Below are 1,698 nucleotides of genomic sequence, written 5' to 3' on the forward strand. Positions count from 1 at the left end.
ACTGCTCTTTAACAATTTATCAGACAATCTGTGTGGGCACTCGAAGATACGGATTCTTAACGTCGCAAGACGCTAAATGAATACCAAGTCTCAAGAGTGAACACGTAATTCATTACGAAGTTTAATTCTTTGAGCATCAAACTTTTAAATTGAAGAGTTTGATCATGGCTCAGATTGAACGCTGGCGGCAGGCCTAACACATGCAAGTCGAACGGTAACAGAAAGAAGCTTGCTTCTTTGCTGACGAGTGGCGGACGGGTGAGTAATGTCTGGGAAACTGCCCGATGGAGGGGGATAACTACTGGAAACGGTAGCTAATACCGCATAATGTCGCAAGACCAAAGAGGGGGACCTTCGGGCCTCTTGCCATCGGATGTGCCCAGATGGGATTAGCTAGTAGGCGGGGTAACGGCCCACCTAGGCGACGATCTCTAGCTGGTCTGAGAGGATGACCAGCCACACTGGAACTGAGACACGGTCCAGACTCCTACGGGAGGCAGCAGTGGGGAATATTGCACAATGGGCGCAAGCCTGATGCAGCCATGCCGCGTGTATGAAGAAGGCCTTCGGGTTGTAAAGTACTTTCAGCGGGGAGGAAGGGAGTAAAGTTAATACCTTTGCTCATTGACGTTACCCGCAGAAGAAGCACCGGCTAACTCCGTGCCAGCAGCCGCGGTAATACGGAGGGTGCAAGCGTTAATCGGAATTACTGGGCGTAAAGCGCACGCAGGCGGTTTGTTAAGTCAGATGTGAAATCCCCGGGCTCAACCTGGGAACTGCATCTGATACTGGCAAGCTTGAGTCTCGTAGAGGGGGGTAGAATTCCAGGTGTAGCGGTGAAATGCGTAGAGATCTGGAGGAATACCGGTGGCGAAGGCGGCCCCCTGGACGAAGACTGACGCTCAGGTGCGAAAGCGTGGGGAGCAAACAGGATTAGATACCCTGGTAGTCCACGCCGTAAACGATGTCGACTTGGAGGTTGTGCCCTTGAGGCGTGGCTTCCGGAGCTAACGCGTTAAGTCGACCGCCTGGGGAGTACGGCCGCAAGGTTAAAACTCAAATGAATTGACGGGGGCCCGCACAAGCGGTGGAGCATGTGGTTTAATTCGATGCAACGCGAAGAACCTTACCTGGTCTTGACATCCACAGAACATTCCAGAGATGGGATGGTGCCTTCGGGAACTGTGAGACAGGTGCTGCATGGCTGTCGTCAGCTCGTGTTGTGAAATGTTGGGTTAAGTCCCGCAACGAGCGCAACCCTTATCCTTTGTTGCCAGCGGTCCGGCCGGGAACTCAAAGGAGACTGCCAGTGATAAACTGGAGGAAGGTGGGGATGACGTCAAGTCATCATGGCCCTTACGACCAGGGCTACACACGTGCTACAATGGCGCATACAAAGAGAAGCGACCTCGCGAGAGCAAGCGGACCTCATAAAGTGCGTCGTAGTCCGGATTGGAGTCTGCAACTCGACTCCATGAAGTCGGAATCGCTAGTAATCGTGGATCAGAATGCCACGGTGAATACGTTCCCGGGCCTTGTACACACCGCCCGTCACACCATGGGAGTGGGTTGCAAAAGAAGTAGGTAGCTTAACCTTCGGGAGGGCGCTTACCACTTTGTGATTCATGACTGGGGTGAAGTCGTAACAAGGTAACCGTAGGGGAACCTGCGGTTGGATCACCTCCTTACCTTAAAGAA

1 rRNA gene is annotated in these 1,698 nt (G+C 52.8%); it reads left to right on the plus strand.

Annotated elements, in window-relative coordinates:
* The first annotated feature begins 146 nt into the window (after nucleotides 1-146).
* Nucleotides 147-1,688 (plus strand): 16S ribosomal RNA (locus C7B16_RS24125).
* Nucleotides 1,689-1,698: the final 10 nt, after the last annotated feature.

Origin of the sequence: Escherichia sp. 20412-1 (assembly GCF_003027595.1) — a bacterium.
Taxonomy (GTDB): domain Bacteria; phylum Pseudomonadota; class Gammaproteobacteria; order Enterobacterales; family Enterobacteriaceae; genus Escherichia; species Escherichia marmotae.